The organism is Acinetobacter seifertii (assembly GCF_016064815.1).
In the GTDB taxonomy this organism is placed as follows: Bacteria; Pseudomonadota; Gammaproteobacteria; order Pseudomonadales; family Moraxellaceae; genus Acinetobacter; species Acinetobacter seifertii.
This window is the reverse complement of the sequence record NZ_CP065820.1, coordinates 2,069,346-2,084,714: the sequence shown is the minus strand read 5'-3', so window position 1 is coordinate 2,084,714 and position 15,369 is coordinate 2,069,346. Positions and strand designations below refer to the sequence as shown.

13 protein-coding genes are annotated in these 15,369 nt (G+C 37.8%); 5 read left to right on the top strand and 8 right to left on the bottom strand.

Annotated features, from left to right (window positions below; all coding sequences use genetic code 11):
• Positions 1-121 precede the first annotated feature (121 nt).
• The 4 genes from I8T81_RS09645 to I8T81_RS09625 all read left to right on the top strand — a co-directional run bounded on the left by I8T81_RS09645 (position 122) and on the right by I8T81_RS09625 (position 7,721).
• Entirely contained in the window at positions 122-1,933 is a 1,812-nt protein-coding gene (locus I8T81_RS09645) for an ABC transporter ATP-binding protein (protein WP_198070988.1), read from the top strand.
• Positions 1,930-3,762, top strand: a complete 1,833-nt coding sequence (locus I8T81_RS09640) for an ABC transporter ATP-binding protein (protein WP_198070987.1) — start codon at positions 1,930-1,932, stop codon at positions 3,760-3,762. Before I8T81_RS09645 ends, I8T81_RS09640 begins: the two co-directional genes overlap by 4 nt.
• A gap of 166 nt (positions 3,763-3,928) precedes the next feature.
• Positions 3,929-6,421 carry a TonB-dependent receptor plug domain-containing protein gene (locus I8T81_RS09630; RefSeq protein WP_198070986.1) on the top strand — a complete coding sequence of 831 codons (2,493 nt, stop codon included), beginning with the start codon at positions 3,929-3,931 and terminating at the stop codon, positions 6,419-6,421.
• A 37-nt stretch (positions 6,422-6,458) separates the two neighbouring features.
• Positions 6,459-7,721, top strand: coding sequence for a lipase family protein (locus tag I8T81_RS09625; RefSeq protein ID WP_416667953.1), 1,263 nt, complete (start codon positions 6,459-6,461; stop codon positions 7,719-7,721).
• A 94-nt stretch (positions 7,722-7,815) separates the two neighbouring features.
• On the opposite strand, the gene I8T81_RS09620 is transcribed toward I8T81_RS09625, so the two are convergent.
• Entirely contained in the window at positions 7,816-8,904 is a 1,089-nt protein-coding gene (locus I8T81_RS09620; RefSeq protein ID WP_198070985.1) for an LLM class flavin-dependent oxidoreductase, read from the bottom strand.
• A gap of 316 nt (positions 8,905-9,220) precedes the next feature.
• Here I8T81_RS09620 and I8T81_RS09615 point away from each other — a divergent pair, with 316 nt between their 5' ends.
• Positions 9,221-10,297, top strand: coding sequence for a sigma-54 interaction domain-containing protein (locus I8T81_RS09615; protein WP_000846949.1), 1,077 nt, complete (start codon positions 9,221-9,223; stop codon positions 10,295-10,297).
• 29 nt (positions 10,298-10,326) lie between these two features.
• On the opposite strand, the gene tatC is transcribed toward I8T81_RS09615, so the two are convergent.
• The 7 genes from tatC to I8T81_RS09580 all read right to left on the bottom strand — a co-directional run bounded on the left by tatC (position 10,327) and on the right by I8T81_RS09580 (position 15,306).
• On the bottom strand, positions 10,327-11,073 hold the full coding sequence (tatC, locus tag I8T81_RS09610) for a twin-arginine translocase subunit TatC (protein WP_151768519.1): 747 nt from the start codon (positions 11,071-11,073) through the stop codon (positions 10,327-10,329).
• Positions 11,070-11,486, bottom strand: coding sequence for a Sec-independent protein translocase protein TatB (gene tatB, locus I8T81_RS09605; RefSeq protein WP_198070984.1), 417 nt, complete (start codon positions 11,484-11,486; stop codon positions 11,070-11,072). Before tatB ends, tatC begins: the two co-directional genes overlap by 4 nt.
• A 13-nt stretch (positions 11,487-11,499) precedes the next feature.
• Complete coding sequence (locus tag I8T81_RS09600) at positions 11,500-11,715, bottom strand: Sec-independent protein translocase subunit TatA (protein WP_004701592.1); 216 nt, start codon at positions 11,713-11,715, stop codon at positions 11,500-11,502.
• 96 nt (positions 11,716-11,811) lie between these two features.
• On the bottom strand, positions 11,812-12,582 hold the full coding sequence (locus I8T81_RS09595) for an ABC transporter ATP-binding protein (protein ID WP_198070983.1): 771 nt from the start codon (positions 12,580-12,582) through the stop codon (positions 11,812-11,814).
• 19 nt (positions 12,583-12,601) lie between these two features.
• The gene (locus I8T81_RS09590; RefSeq protein WP_198070982.1) at positions 12,602-13,390 is read right to left on the bottom strand and encodes an ABC transporter permease; all 789 of its coding nucleotides are present in this window, start codon (positions 13,388-13,390) and stop codon (positions 12,602-12,604) included.
• A complete protein-coding gene (locus tag I8T81_RS09585; RefSeq protein ID WP_198070981.1) occupies positions 13,390-14,229 on the bottom strand; it encodes an ABC transporter permease in 840 nt (279 codons plus the stop codon). The genes I8T81_RS09590 and I8T81_RS09585 overlap by 1 nt, the downstream gene beginning before the upstream one ends.
• 3 nt (positions 14,230-14,232) lie before the next feature.
• A complete protein-coding gene (locus tag I8T81_RS09580) occupies positions 14,233-15,306 on the bottom strand; it encodes an ABC transporter substrate-binding protein (RefSeq protein WP_198070980.1) in 1,074 nt (357 codons plus the stop codon).
• Between the last annotated feature and the right edge of the window lie 63 nt (positions 15,307-15,369).

Genomic DNA, 15,369 nt, shown 5'->3' with positions numbered 1-15,369 from the left:
CACCCCCATACATAGCACCATATAAAACCAATATAAAACAATGGTTTAAAATATTCTTGGAGACCATTAATTTGGCATGAATCTCGCAATAAAACGGAATCTTAAATTTTTACTATCTTTTATGTTTAAAAATTATCCATTATTACGAAGTTTGGCTTTATATCGTTTTATGCCATTTCGTTTCTTATTGACGGCGACCTTATTTGTTATTGCAAATATCGGGTTAGCACTTCAACAGTATTCAATCGGACATGCGATTGATACCTTAAAACATAGTGAACGAGAAACCCTATTTCAGCATGCTATCACTGATCATTTAAATCCTTGGTTTTGGTTCATTCTACTTACGAGTATTGCCAGTATTAGAGCTATTATTCAGTATCTGGCAGGGTTAAGTGCTTTAACCATTGGCCAGCAACTACTGAGTATTTTAAGAGAAAGAATCTTTAGTCAAGTACAGCATTTAGATGTTTCATGGCACTGGAAACATGGGCTAGGAGAAGTATTATCTCGTACAACACGTGATTCAGATAAATTAAAAGAAGCGCTCATCAATTTTTGGCGTCAAGTGTTTGAGTCAAGCTTGGTTGTTACCGTAACCGTTGGGCTCTTGTGTTGGTATCATCCTTGGCTCGGCCTAGTTCCTTTATTATTTATTTTTTTAGGGCTTTGGGTTCTATTTAAACTGACCAATCAATTGGTGGTTCTGGACCATCAAGTTGCATCTGCATATGAAAAAGTCAGCGACACCTTGGCAGAGAGTGTGAATGGAATTCGGGTAGTTAAAGCTTTTCAACTCGAAGAGAAACTTTTACAACGTTTTAACCATGCTGTAGATCTATTTATTCATCATTCTATTCAGACTATCAAGACAAGTGCGAAACGGTTGCCTATTCCGCAAGTGATTATCGCTGGTTCTTACTTATGGGTTATTGCTTTTGGTGCTTATTTAATTGGTCAAAATCAGTTGCAAGTAGGGCAATTTGTAGCTGCCATTCTCATGGCAAATTTATTGGTGTTTCGCATTGAAAGCATTGGTCAGGTCTTACATATTTTTGCTGATGCGCGTTCGTCCGCGACAAGAATCTGGCAAATGTTAGATGAGAAGTCCGCAATTGAAGATCAACAATATCCTCTAACGTTGCAATCGCGTGATGAGTTAAGCATTAAATTAGAAAATGTCAGCTTTCAGGATAAAACAACAAAAAATTATATTTTAAAGCAATCCAGTGTTGAATTTCGAGCAGGTGAAGTCGTTACTGTTGTCGGTAAAACGGGGGCAGGTAAAACGACTTTGATGAATTTACTCAATCGGTTTATTGACCCGACAGAAGGGCAAGTATTGATTGGCTCTGAGCAAATGGGCTGGACGAATATTAAAGATTTAAGCCTATTTGAATTACGACATTTAGTTCAGATCATTCCTCAAGAAAATTTCTTTTTTAGTGGCACACTGGCAGATAACTTAAGAGTTGCTAAACAAGATGCAACTGAGCAAGAGATGAAAGAGGCTTTACATTTAGCTTCTGCATCTGAACTATTACAAAGACTTGATCATGGCTTAGACACGTTGATTGGGGACAAGGGCGTTACTTTGTCTGGAGGACAAAAACAACGACTTGCCTTGGCCCGTTCTATTTTAAAAAATTCGCCAATTTTAGCGTTAGATGATTCTACCAGTGCCTTAGATGCGACTACAGAAAAACAAGTTTTACAGCGTCTATCAGCGCTGTCTGATAATGGAAACCATTTTAAGAAAACAATCATTATTAACTCTAATAAACAAACCACGATTGCTTTATCTGATCGCGTTATTGTGCTTGATCAGGGTCATATTATTGCCCAAGGCACACATGCTGAATTGGTTCAAGATTGTTTGTTTTATCGAGAGTTGATGGGTTTTCAGTTAGAGCAGCAGGAGATTGATGCATGAATACCAGTGTTAAAAATTTCCGCCCATTTGCAAAATCAGCTGATCTACAAATCGAAGAAAATTTGGCAAATGCCTCAATTCATAGAGGCATGCTAAAAAAACTTATTCCTTTAATTTATCCCATCCGTTACTTGCTCCTAGCTCTAATTGCAGTAGAAATTTTACAAGTGATGAGCGTTTTTGTTCGGCCTTGGGTGGTGAAATATATTTTAGATTCGGGCTTTCAACACATTGCTGGAAAAATGGTATTGAATCAGCCTGTTTTATTCATTGCGATTAGCATTTTAACCTTAAGTTGGATTTGTCGTTTTGCTTTAGCTGGCGTATCAAAATATCTTTCAGGCCGAGCAGCTTTGAAAGTAATTAATGGTTTAAGGCGGTCGTTATTTCAGCATATCCAAAGTTTAAATATTGGTTATTTTGATCGTACCAAGGCTGGCAGGATTATTTCACGGGCTGATCGTGATGTCGAAACACTAGAGCCTGTTTTAATACTAGGACCACCAGAGTTACTTTCGGCAATTTTGCGTTGTGGATTAGCTTCAGTACTGCTTTGGCATATCTATCCACCATTTTTCTGGTGCTTATTTGCGACGCTACCCATTTTATTTGGTATGACCGCTATTTTTAAAAAGTCATCACAAAAACATTGGGGACGAGTTGCGGAAGAACGCAGTCGATTTACTGCTCATTTGGTTGAAACAGTAAATGGAGCAAAAATCATTCAGCAGTTAAATTATACTGAAACCAATCAATCTCGTTATCAAGAGTTATTAAAAGACTTTAATAACTCTATTATTTATGGCAGCAAGCGGACCAGTTGGTTTGCTCCCTTTACAGGTTTGCTTTCGACTCTAGCTACTGCCGGATTCATTGTGATTGGTAGTTATGCTTATAGTGACGGCATGATTAGTATAGGACAATTTGCAGAAAGTATTTTCTATGTGTTTTTATTCTTAGCGCCGTTGCAGGAACTGACTGATCTATTTGAACGTTATGCCAATGGAGCGGCATGTGCGCAGCGAATATTTCTACTTTTAGACACTCAATCTACAATTCAAGAACAACCGAATGCTGTGAAGCTTGAACATTTAAATGGTCATATTCGTTTTCAGTCGGTAGATTTTGCCTATACCAACAAACCTGTTTTACAAAACTTTAATTTAGACATTGAAGCTGGAAAAATAATTGCGATTGTAGGGCCAACAGGACATGGCAAAAGCACCATGGTTCAGTTACTAACGAGATTTTATGAACCCCAGCAAGGTGGAATTTTTCTAGACCGTTATCCAATACACAGTATTCATCTTGCAAGTTTAAGACAGCATGTGAGTATTGTTTTACAAGATAATGTTTTATTTAGTGGAACAATTTTAGATAACTTACGTCTAGTTCAACCTGATGCTTCAGATCAGAAACTTATCCAAGTTATTGAAGACTTAGGAGCGGATGAGATATTGCAACAACTGCCGCAAGGCTATTTAACCGAAGTTGGGGCGCTTGGTAAAAATCTTAGTCATGGACAAAGGCAACTTGTTTGCTTAGTTCGTGCTTATTTGGCAAACCCCAAAATATTAATTCTAGATGAAGCTACCTCTGCAATCGATATTTATACTGAGCAAAAAATACAATATGCGCTCAGACGGCTATGCCAAAATAGAACATGTATTGTCATTGCACATCGGCTGAGTACCATTCGTGAGGCCGACAAAATTGTTGTGATTGAAAATGGCCATGTCGTAGAAGAAGGTTCGCATGAGCAGTTAATACAGCAGCAGTCAGCTTACTTTCAGTTATATCAGTCATATTTACAAAACCAACTTGTTTAAACGATTTGCAAATTTAACAACTGTAGTTTTATAAACATTTTTTTGAATCATTGTTTAAATTTAAACAATGATTCTTTTATTTAATCTTCTTAATACATTGATAATAAATAATAAAATATTTGGCATCGGCTTTGCTATATCGGTCTAGATCGTTAAGGAAGCCAATATGCGTACATATTTTTCTCAATTCATTCTTCACTCCTCAATTTTTGCACTGAGTACACTCACTGCCTCAATTACTTTGGCAAATGATCAAAAGAATTTGCCAGAGAAAGAGGATGCTATCACATTACAATCTGTGGTCGTCACAGGCTCTAGACGAGCAATTAGTAGCTCTCTTGATGCACCTGCACCTGTTGATATTTTAACTGCCAAAGAGTTACAAGAGACTGGTGCAACTGATCTTGCAGCAGCATTAACACGGCTGTCTCCTTCAGTGACTTTACCGAGTTCTCCTGCAGGTGGGTTTGGGGCATCGGTTCCGCCAAGTATTGCACTTAGAGGATTATCTGCTGATCAAACTCTAATTTTAATTAATGGAAAACGTCGACATACATCCGCTTATTTCACCCGCCAAGCCTATGCAGGTGGAAGAGGCGCAGCGGTAACTGATTTAAGTTTAATTCCAGTGAGCGCGATTGAGCGTATAGAAATCTTGCGGGATGGTGCTGCGGCACAATATGGGTCAGATGCAATTGCCGGTGTCGTTAATATTATTTTGAAATCACGAGATCATGGAGGTGGCGTAAGCTATCAAACGGGTGGCTACACTCAAGGAGATGGTGAACAACATAAAGTTAATCTTTGGAAAGGTTTTGCGCTCCCTAATGATGGTGCGTTGACGGTTGCATTGGATTTAGGCAAACGTGAAGCTGCAAGTAACACGGCACCTGATACGCGAACTTTTTATGATGGTTCAACCAAGGCTCAATATACAGAACAAAATACACCCTATAGAACATGGAAATTTGGCTCCCCCGAACAAAAAGATCAAATCAATGTGACTGCCAATCTAGATTTGCCTTTGACAGATGACGTTGCACTTTATGGTTTTAGTAGCTATGGACACCGTAAAACAATAGGGGAAAATTTTTATGAGCCACCAACAACCAAAACAGTACTGAATCAATCCAGCTATTTTAAAGAACGTTATCCAGATGGACGCTCGCCATTGAGCTTAGTCACTGTAGATGATTTTGCAACGACAGTTGGAGTTAAAAAAGGAGAGCAGAAGTCAGGTAAATATGATCTTTATGCGACCTATGGACAAAATAAAGTCAGCACAGAACAAGGCAATGGCATTAACCCAAGCTACGGGCCCAATTCTCCTTCAAACTATGACTTGGGCGAAAATATTTTTTCGCAATTAAATACAGGGCTAGATTATAGCCGTGATATTTCAATTGACTGGTTAGCAAGCCCACTCACGTTGTCTACAGGGGTTTTATATCGTTGGGAGCAATATAAGCAAAATGCAGGTGATCCAATTGCCTATACCCGCGGCCCATATTTTAATCCAAGCACAACTTTGGGCGTTGGTGTTCCGGGAATATATGCCGGAATTACAGACCAAGATGAACGAAAAATCAGCCGTGATGTTTACGGTGTCTATCTAGATTTAGAAGCAGATATTATTAAAGACTTGAATGTTGGGGTAGCAGTCCGGAGTGAAAAATATTCAGACTTTGGTTCGACCACAAACGGAAAATTATTTGCTAAATATGATGTATCACCTAAATTTACGGTACGTGGTTCAGTCAATACAGGATATAGAGCGCCGTCATTGGCACAGCAGGGCTATTCGGCTTATAGCGTACAAACAGTGCAAACACCTTCAGGTTGGCAAGATGTTCAACAAAGAACTTTAGTTGCAGGAAGTGAGGCGGCTTTACTCATTGGCGGAACTTCTCTTAAACCTGAGAAATCGACGAATTATTCTTTAGGTTTTGTTTGGAAGCCACTTGTTAATACATCGGCAACTTTAGACCTTTATCAAATCGATATTAAAAATCGTATTTTGCTTTCAGACAATATTACTGGAAGTGTAATTACCAATGCTTTTGCCAATACACCATATTCAAATATTGCCAATGTGGCGTTCTTTAATAATTTATTAGATACACGTACTCAAGGCTTAGAGCTCGCGCTTAAGCATGATTTAAACCTTGAACAATATGGCAAGTTAAATCTGAATCTCGGTCTGGCATATAACAAAAATGAAATTACCGAAACTAGAGATTCTATTACCGCAAAAGGTGAGCGAATTCCTGTTTCAAGCATTGCAGGACGAAATACACAAAGCCTGATTGAGTCTGCTGCACCGAAAACAAAGCTAACGCTTGGCGCACTTTGGTCAAATCAAGCATGGAGCGTGAATACGGCTGTCCGTCGCTACGATAAGTGGACCACTTTAAATAATACCAATACTGCACTAGACCAAACTTTTGACCCTCAATGGATTGCAGATTTGGATATTGGCTACAAAGCGGATGCATTCGTGCAAGGCCTGAAATTCAATTTAGGGGCGATCAACTTATTTAATAGCCATCCTGATCAAGCCAAAGACTCCTCGGTCGGCAATATTGTCAAATATAGTTTTAATGCGCCTGAAGGAGCATTTGGAACATATTTATATGGCCGCGTAAGTTACGAATTTTAAATCAAAAATGATGAGACAGTTTTTAAGGTAAATAACAATGCAACATACTTTTTTATCAACTCTATGCAAGTTTTCTTTAATCACAACGATGTTAACTTCAAGTTGTTTGGCGACTGCTCAACAAGCTCCAGCGCCTGAAGATAAATATGGAGATGGACGAGTTTCCGAGTTTTACACATGGAAATCGGCTATTCCAGCACAGGCTGGAAAACTATTAAAAACAGAAGCGATTCATAATCCTTATATTCGTTTGGCAAATGACAGTCAGGCTATTCGCATTCTTTACAGTTCTACGAGTGGTAAAGATAGCAAAACACCTATTGTGGTTTCAGGAAGTATTCACTTACCGAAAGGAACTCCACCGAAAGAAGGTTGGCCAGTGGTGCTATGGGCACATGGTACGGTCGGTTTGGCCGATGCTTGTGCGCCGTCTTGGAGTGGACGATCATACCGAGATGTACAATATTTAAATCGTTGGCTTAAAGAAGGATTTGCGGTCGTTGCCACAGATTATGAAGGGTTAGGTGTTGCAGGACCGCACTTGTTAATTAATAACCCAATGCTGGCTTATAGTATTTTAGATAGTGGTAGAGCTGCTTTAAAAACCAAGTTGCCACTCGCTAATAAGTTTGTGATTGTTGGTCAATCACAAGGAGGCGCTGGGGCTGTTGCGGCTTCTTCCTATTCGGCAACGTACGCACCTGACTTAAATATTAAAGGTTCAATTGGTACAGGCGTGATTTATCAAGACCCTGAAGCGACGCCTGAAAAAAATCAGTTAAAGTTAAATCCTTACGAAGTCAGCCCATCACTCGCTTATGGCATCTATAGTTTTTTAGTGACACAAAGTTTATATCCAGAAATTAAAACAGAAGATATTTTCACTCCTGAAGCTGCTCCTTTAGTTGAACAAGCAAGAAATACCTGCTTAACAAGTTTTATGGGCGATATTCAGACCGCAGGACTTTCGCCAGCACAAGCATATAAACCTAATCCGCCGGCAAGTTATAAAAAGCTGCAAGAGAAACAGTCAAATGATTATGGTTATTACCCTACATTAAAAATTAGTCATCCATTATTTATTGGGACAGGAGCAAATGACCGAACTCCAGATGCTCGTTCTCAAATGAAACTGGTGGCAGATGCTTGTAAAGCAGGTACAGTGGTCGAAGGTCATTTGTATCATGGCTTAGGACATAGCGAAACTGTGAATGCCTCATTAAAAGATTCAATTCCGTTTGCTAAAAAGGTGATTGCTGGAGAGAAAATTCAGGCTATTTGTAAACCTGACTTGCAATAAAAGATGGACTAAAGATTTTCTCACTGAAGAAAATCTTTATTAAAAAAAGCCGCTCTTCAAACATATTGAATGGACGGCTTTTTGCTTTAAATGTTTAAGCGATTTGTTTTAATCTTTTGGCTGCCTCTTCACGTACAGCGGGGATAATATAACGACCATAATCGACCGTATCATAGATCGGATCATAGCCCCGATTTAAAAAAGTCGTCACCCCTAAATCTACATAATCGAGTAATGAGGCAATAATGGTGTCTGGTGTACCAACAAGGGCAGTCGTATCGCCATAAGCCCCTACAGCAGTTGCAGTTGGCATCCATAATGCACGGTCATGTCGATCACCTTGCTGGGCTGCTGCTAATAAGCGCTGTGAACCAATGCCTTTGATTTTATGTCCCGATAATGTGCCGTTATTTTGAAAAGTTGGATTATTTTGGATGTCTGCAAGAATTCGTTCTGCTCGTTGCCAAGCAAGTTCTTCAGTTGCACCAATAATAAGACGTACAGATAAGCTAACAGGAGGCTGCGGTTTATTGGCTTTTTCTGCTGCGAGCTTTAATTTAGTAATTTGCTCTTTTACTCCCACCAGTGGTTCACCCCATAGTGAATAGAGATCTGCATGGCGGACTGCAATATCATAAGCGATGTCTGATGAGCCACCGAATGAAATCGGGATTGTACCGTTGACTGGCTTTAATGGGCAAAAAGCATTATCTAACTTAAAGTATTTACCTTCATAGCTAATCGGTTGATCGCTTTTCCAAAGTTTCTGGATGATATCTAGATATTCACCCGTCCGTTCATAGCGCTGAACTTTATCAACAATATAATCACCTTCTTGAGGCTCAGCTGTAATTCCAGTAATGGCATGTAAACGGATTCTTCCACCACCTGTAGTATGGTCAAGCGTAGCAAAAGAACGCGCAGCTAGATTTGGAGTGACGAGTGCAGGACGATGGGCAATCATAAATCCAAGACGTTCTGTATGTTGGGCAAGATATGCCGCGATTTGTGTACTGTCTGGACTAGTTGGTCCGCTAGCAATTAAGACTTTATCAAAACCCGCATATTCATGTGCCCGTGCATGGTAACGTAGATATTCGAGGTCAATTTTATGGCCAATTCGCGTTCCTTTGGTTTCAGACCATTGGTTAGGGAAAACCATACCTACAAATTCTATGCTCATTATTAAACCTATTTTATGGATTTTAAATGAATGAGCAAAATAAATGCCAAGCTTTATACCTATATAAATCAAATATAGGAATGGATTATAATTTTTTAGAGTGTTTGGATTTAATCAAAAAGACAACATTGTGTTTGATAAGCAACATATCATAAAAAAAGAATTGTGTTTATTTTTAATTTATAAGAGAAAATATTTTCAGAATAAAATAGGTGAATTTTGGATTAAATATATTTATTTGTTATTTATTAAAAAACACACTGAAATGTAATATAGCCTTTTAGAATGCTTATATCATAAGTTTTATGGGGTAATTATGAAGACCTTTTTAGATAATGATTATAAAGTAATTACTTTGCCTGATAATGGTGTTCCTGTAAAACCAATAAGAGCAAAAGCAATTATCTTTTCAGATCAGAACTCCCGTAAATTATTAAATCAAGTTGAAACGATTGCTCCAAGCTCTGCTAGTGTCATCATTCAAGGAGAGTCTGGGACAGGTAAAGAGTTAATTGCACGCGAAATTCATTTGAAAAGTGATCGTAAAAATAAGCCTTTTCTTGCGGTCAATTGTGGTGCTTTGGTCGAGACTCTTGCCGAGTCTGAACTGTTTGGCTATGAAGCTGGTGCTTTTACGGGTGCAAACAAAACTCGAGCTGGTATTTTTGAAACAGCCGATGGTGGAACTTTATTTTTAGATGAAGTAGGTGAGTTGCCTCTATCCTTACAAGTTAAGCTGTTAAGGGTATTGCAAGAAAAAGAAGTCGTACGCGTGGGTGGTCGAAAACCAATTCCAATTAATGTCCGTATTTTGTCGGGGACGCACGTCGATCTACGTAAAGCTGTAGCAGAAAACAAGTTTCGTCTAGATTTATATTATCGCTTGAACGTGGTTGTGCTTAATATTTTGCCACTGCGTGAACGTAAAGGAGATATTTTGCCTCTGGTTGATTTCTTCTTAAGCTCATACTCTCAGAAGCTCATTACGACTAAGCCAAATATCAGTGATAGAGCAAGAAATGCGCTGCTGAACTATAGCTGGCCGGGTAACATTCGTGAGCTAGAAAACAATATTCACTATGCTTTGCTGGTGAGTGGCGGCAAAACCATTGATCTTGAGCATTTAAGATTTTCTGAGGAAACGGGCTCCGCCGTGTTACCAGACAATGATCTTATTCAAGAGTTTGAAAGTATCTTGAAGCGTCTTTTTCAAGAATATGATGGGGAGGCATGGCATATTATTGAAGATAAAATAGTAAATACTGCATTTTCAAGTTGCTGGAATAATCAGGTCAAGACAGCAAAAATGTTAGGCCTATCGCGTAACGTTTTACGTAATCTTCTATCAAGATATAACTTACTACCTAATAAGAATGAAAATGAAATTGCTTAAGGGTTTTATATAGAAAAAACATCCATTTTTTAATGGATGTTTTTTTGCGTTGTGAATTTTGTGACCCATAAACCCAATTCAAATAACAACCACATTGGGACTGCAAGAGCAAGCATGCTAAAAACATCAGGAGGGGTAATAAACATTGCAATAAAAAAGAAGAATACAATGATGTGCTTACGATGTGCTTCTAGCTGTTGAATAGAAATAAGGCCAATAAAAATAAGAATATAAGTTAAAACTGGGATTTGAAATGCCAGACCAAAAGCAAGGAAAAGTTTTAAACAAAAATCTAGATAGCTATTGATATCCGTCATGGGTAACACATTATCAGGCGATGCCAAGACGAAAAATTTTAAAGCGAGAGGCAAAATTAAAGTATAGGCAAACACAATTCCTAAATAAAATAGGAGGTTACTTGAAAGCACAAGTGCTATACCGAATCTTTTTTCTTTTTGATAAAGAGCTGGAGCAACAAATTGCCAAAATTGATACAGAATAAAGGGAATGCTTAATAAAATCGCAAAATAAATATTGAGTTTAAATGGCGCTAAAAATGTACTCATCACATCTGTTGCAATCATGGTGGAATTGCTAGGAAGTAATGAAATTAAAGGATGAGCAAGAAAATGGTAGTTCTTCTGAGCAAGTGGAAGTAATAATAAAAAAATCGCTAAAACAATACCAATGCTATAGATCAGCCGTTTTCTTAATTCTTTTAAATGTTCGCTATATTTCATTTCAGTGAGGCTTTCACTGACAATATGTTCCGTCATGCGGCTTGATCCTCACTGAATTTATTGGCTGTTTTAAAATGAGCTAAAAATGGTGTCTTTAACTCATCTTGTGAGTGGGTATAGATATAGTCATTAATGTGGCGTGCTTTGGTTTTTTGTTCAATAGAAACAGATGTTTGTACATTTTCAATTTCTTGTTGCATAAGAGCGAGTTGTTGTTTGAGCTGCTCTTCATTTTGTTTTATTTTTTGCAGCTCTTCTTGCAAGACTCTCTTAAGTTCGATCAGGTCAAGTTCGTTTTCAATATCATTTTGAATTTTACTAATTTGGTTTTTAACTGCTCTGTATTTGAGGAGGACTGATCTTAACGTGTGAGGAAGTTTTTCAGGTCCTAAAATAATAAGCGCAATAATTGCAAAAGCTAATAACTCTCCAAAGCTGATATTAAACATAATAATAAATCACTCATATTTTATTTTGTTTTTCATTATGAGATTCAACTGGACTAATATCTTTGTATTGTTGGTTTTGCAATAACTTCTGATCATCAGAATTAACTGAATCTTTAAAATCTTTAATTGCACCACCTAAGTCCTTACCTAGATTTTTTAATTTTGAAGTTCCAAATAATAAAACAACAATCACTGCAAACAGTAAAATATGCCAAATAGATAAACCCATTTTCTCCATCCTATATTAATTAAATGTAAATAATATTAATATCACGATATTATCTATTTTCTAAATCATATTAATATCGATCAATATTCAAATTAATTATGCTGTATGATCTAGCATATTAAGTGCCTGATTGCGAAAACCAAATAAAAGTTCACTTTCTTTATGTCGAGGATGTGTCAGCGGAACTTGAATAATTTCTTTAATTTTTCCCGGTCGGGCTGACATCACAATGACACGGTCTCCAAGATAGACAGCTTCTTCAATATCGTGGGTAACTAAAATCATGGTGATTTTTTCGTGTTGCCAGATACGCTGAAGTTCAGCTTGTAAGTGACTCCGTGTGATGGCATCTAAAGCACCAAAAGGTTCATCCAAAAGTAAAATATCGGGTTTATTGACGAGTCCACGGGCAATTGCAACACGTTGCGCCATGCCACCCGAAAGCTCATGTGGATAAGCCTTTTCAAAACCTTTCAGCCCGACAATTTCTATATGCTCATTTACCCGTAAATTTCTCTCTTCACGGGTGAGTAGAGTCTCTTCAAGTGCTAAATGGATATTTTCAAAAACAGTAAGCCATGGAAGTAATCGGTGTTCTTGAAAGATAAGACCACGTTTTAAATCTGTGCCTTTTATCTGAGTTTGATTCAATAAAATTTCACCGTCATAGTCTTGATCCAATCCAGCAATAAGACGTAATAGTGTTGATTTTCCACAGCCACTACTACCAACAATCGAGATAAATTCACCTTGCTCAATGTTGAGATTAATACCATCTAAAACGGTCAAAGTATTTTGATCACGTTGAAAAGATTTATTGAGTTTTTTAATAGAAAGTAGTGAGAACGACATATAAATTCCTAACAATATTTTTTAAAAAGACAAATTAGGTACGCCATTGCAGCAGGCGTTTTGAAATAAGATGAATACCTGCCGTCATAAAGGCCCCACAAAGGGTAACCGTAATAGCGCAAACCAACAGAATATCCATTTCGGCATTAATCTCGGCTTTCATCATTAAGTTGCCGAGTCCTGCACCCGCATTGAATAGCAATTCACTTGCTGTAGTGGTGATCCAAGTAAATGGCACGGCTAAATTTAGACCAGTTAAAATATGGGGTAGGGCTTGGGGAAGGCGTATTTTTTTAAATTTGCGCCAGAATGAAAATTGATAAATACGTGCGATTTCCTCGTATTTTGTATCATTGTGGCTGAGGCCCTGAAACGTATTGATTACTAATGGAAAAAACGAGGCAAGCGCGATAATAAAGATTTTTGCTTCTTCTCCATTACCAAACCATAAGGCAATTAAAGGTGTTAAACCCAGTAATGGAACTTGTCGAATACTGTTAAATAGTGGAGAAACTAAAGCATTTAAAACTTTTGAATAGGCAAGCAAAGTACCTAAAATTAATCCGCTTATCGAACCTAAGATGAATCCTATTCCAGCTTTTTTAAGACTTCCCCATGTGTTTAGCCACAATTCACCTGTTTCAAGCAATTTGATAAATGCGAAATAAATGTTTTGCAAAGGAACAAATGCATAGGCATGACTAGCACCTAAGCTTGAGTTGTATTGCCATAAGCCTAATAACAATAATGGCAGTACTAAGCCTTGTACTAAAATAATTGGCCGTTGCCATGATTGTTTTAAAGTAAATGAACGCTGAGACATTATTTTTCCCCCGAACTAAGCACAGGTGAGATAAAGCGTTGTTCCACTAAACGTAAAACTTTATCTAAACCAAACCCGATCACGCCTGTGATAAACACACCAACCATCACAACATCTAAGCGCAACATTTGACGTCCTAGTTCCATCATTTGCCCAATACCCGTTCCAGCTGCCAGTAGTTCAACGGCAACTAAAATCAACCATGCGCGGCCAAGTGCAATTCGTAGCCCACCAATTAACGGCGGGAGTATGGATGGAAGAATAATAAGCCTGAGCCAAGCTCGTGTTTTAAGCTTGTAGATTTGTCCTAGTTCAATATATTTTTTGGGAATATTTTTGACTGCATCGGCCGTTGCTAATGCAATTGGAAAAAAGCAGGCTTTGATAATCAGTAAAATTTTAAATAATTCACCAATCCCAAAAACTAAAATAAAAATAGGAATAAGGACAAAGATTGGAATTTGATAAAAAACGTTAAATAAAATATAAGTGTAATTGCGAAAGAGAGTATTTGCCCCGTAGGCAATACCAAAAGCAATTGCACTGATTGCTGCAATAGAAAATCCCAAAAACAAACGTGAAAGACTATCTTTGAGATGTATTTGAAGCTCACCGCTTTGTAACAACGCGATGAAAGTATTCCAGACAGTTTTAGGTGGCACCAAAATTTGGGTTGGAAAAATCTGTAAAGAACTGATCAAATGCCAAATGAATAATACTAATAAGGGTGAAATCACAGAGAGCAACCCATACACCTTTTTAGAAGAAAATTTCTTACGGAGTGGGGTTTTAAATAAAACGTTATTTTGCTCAATAAGCGGCTTTACTAGTATTTTCATTGTCTAGTTTCCCTGCTTATTTGAAGCATGATTCGCCTGTAAATTTTGAATCGCTTGACGGGTAAACTTCGGATTCAACAGTTCATCTGCTTTGATTAGTGTTTGAATAAGCTGATTTTTCACTGCGTGATTAATGACTTTTGAATAATGCTGTTTCAGAAAGTCGACTTGATAGTCTGGAGACCAGTCTTGTTGCCATGTGCTTGCCGTGTTCTGGCTTTCACGTTGAATCACACTAAGAGGTTGGCCAAACTTGGTTTGACTTTGCTGAAACTCATCTTGATGGTGCGCAATCCAGTCCATTGCACGTACTGTCGCATCAGCAAGTAATTGTGTGGTATCTGGATGTTGGTCAATGTAGCTTTTGCTACCCCAGAGTTCGGCACGCATTTTCCAGTCCGCTGGCAAAGATTGTGACGACCAAATGATTTTACCCAGATGGCGATCTTGCAAAGTAAGCGCATCGCTTAAGGTAAAAAAGGCATCTACACTTTTAGCAGATAAAGCAGCGGCCCCAGCTTGCGGGTTTAAATTCACAATTTGAAAGTCTTTTAAGCTTAATCCTTTACTTTGTATGAGTTGTCCAAAGTTAATTTCCCATGGACGGCCACGGTGTAGTGCAATTTTTTTACCTTTTAATTCCTCAATAGATTTAATAGGTGAATTTTCTGGAACAATAAGGTAGACGTTATTACCGATACCTCCAGGTACAACAATTTGCGTTTTAACGCCTGTTGCATTGAGCACTACAGCGGGAAGGTTTCCATAAAAAGCAAAATCAATTTTATTATTTATAAAACTTTCATTGACCAGAGTCGCTACAGCAGCAGTCGTCACTGGTTCCCACTTTAATTCAATATTATTTTGCTTTAATGCTTTTAGAAAAATTTGATCTTGTGAAATAAGTTGTGGCACACCAATGAAATCTAAGCTACCTGAAGTGCCATTGGCAACGACAGCAATTCGGAGTTGTTGCTGTTCAGACTGTTTTGGGGTGTTCTCTTCTGTTTTTTGTGCACCACAAGCAACAAGACCCAAAAAACTAAAACCTAAAACTAGACGTGGAAAAATACGCATATCATCATAAGAATTAAAAAATATATGAGTATTGAGCAAGAACCAAGCCAATAAAATTATATT

Bases quoted from the DNA above. Each gene is read 5' to 3' on its own strand.
- I8T81_RS09645 (WP_198070988.1), top strand. From the start codon at position 122: ATGTTTAAAAATTATCCATTATTACGAAGTTTGGCTTTATATCGTTTT.
- I8T81_RS09640 (WP_198070987.1), top strand. From the start codon at position 1,930: ATGAATACCAGTGTTAAAAATTTCCGCCCATTTGCAAAATCAGCTGAT.
- I8T81_RS09630 (WP_198070986.1), top strand. From the start codon at position 3,929: ATGCGTACATATTTTTCTCAATTCATTCTTCACTCCTCAATTTTTGCA.
- I8T81_RS09625 (WP_416667953.1), top strand. From the start codon at position 6,459: ATGCAACATACTTTTTTATCAACTCTATGCAAGTTTTCTTTAATCACA.
- I8T81_RS09620 (WP_198070985.1), bottom strand. From the start codon at position 8,904: ATGAGCATAGAATTTGTAGGTATGGTTTTCCCTAACCAATGGTCTGAA.
- I8T81_RS09615 (WP_000846949.1), top strand. From the start codon at position 9,221: ATGAAGACCTTTTTAGATAATGATTATAAAGTAATTACTTTGCCTGAT.
- tatC (WP_151768519.1), bottom strand. From the start codon at position 11,073: ATGACGGAACATATTGTCAGTGAAAGCCTCACTGAAATGAAATATAGC.
- tatB (WP_198070984.1), bottom strand. From the start codon at position 11,486: ATGTTTAATATCAGCTTTGGAGAGTTATTAGCTTTTGCAATTATTGCG.
- I8T81_RS09600 (WP_004701592.1), bottom strand. From the start codon at position 11,715: ATGGGTTTATCTATTTGGCATATTTTACTGTTTGCAGTGATTGTTGTT.
- I8T81_RS09590 (WP_198070982.1), bottom strand. From the start codon at position 13,390: ATGTCTCAGCGTTCATTTACTTTAAAACAATCATGGCAACGGCCAATT.
- I8T81_RS09585 (WP_198070981.1), bottom strand. From the start codon at position 14,229: ATGAAAATACTAGTAAAGCCGCTTATTGAGCAAAATAACGTTTTATTT.
- I8T81_RS09580 (WP_198070980.1), bottom strand. From the start codon at position 15,306: ATGCGTATTTTTCCACGTCTAGTTTTAGGTTTTAGTTTTTTGGGTCTT.